Origin of the sequence: Pseudoduganella aquatica (genome assembly GCF_009857595.1) — a bacterium.
In the GTDB taxonomy this organism is placed as follows: Bacteria; Pseudomonadota; Gammaproteobacteria; order Burkholderiales; family Burkholderiaceae_D; genus Rugamonas; species Rugamonas aquatica_A.
In genome coordinates this window covers 1-220 of the sequence record NZ_WWCU01000175.1, presented here as the reverse complement: position 1 = coordinate 220, position 220 = coordinate 1, and the positions used below count along the sequence as shown (strand labels likewise).

The following is a 220-nucleotide window of genomic DNA, read 5'->3' as shown; positions in this document are numbered from 1 at the left end:
GCGCGGTGCGCAGGCCGGCGATGGCGGCGGTCGTGAGGCCGCGCAGGTCATTGGTCTCGATGGCGGCGATGCCTTCGGTGCTCAGGGCAGCCACTTGCAGCGCGTTCATCGCGGCGAACTGGTGCGAGCCCAGCGCGACAACCTGGTTGCTCTTCAGGCCATTGGCGATACCTTGGGTGCTCAGCGCGCCGATGGCGGCCGAGTTCAAGGACGCAACCTG

1 protein-coding gene is annotated in these 220 nt (G+C 68.2%); it reads right to left on the bottom strand.

Going from position 1 to position 220, the window contains the following annotated elements; genetic code table 11:
• Positions 1–220: hypothetical protein (locus GTP77_RS30125; protein WP_161075775.1), on the bottom strand; the 220-nt coding region annotated here is incomplete at both ends.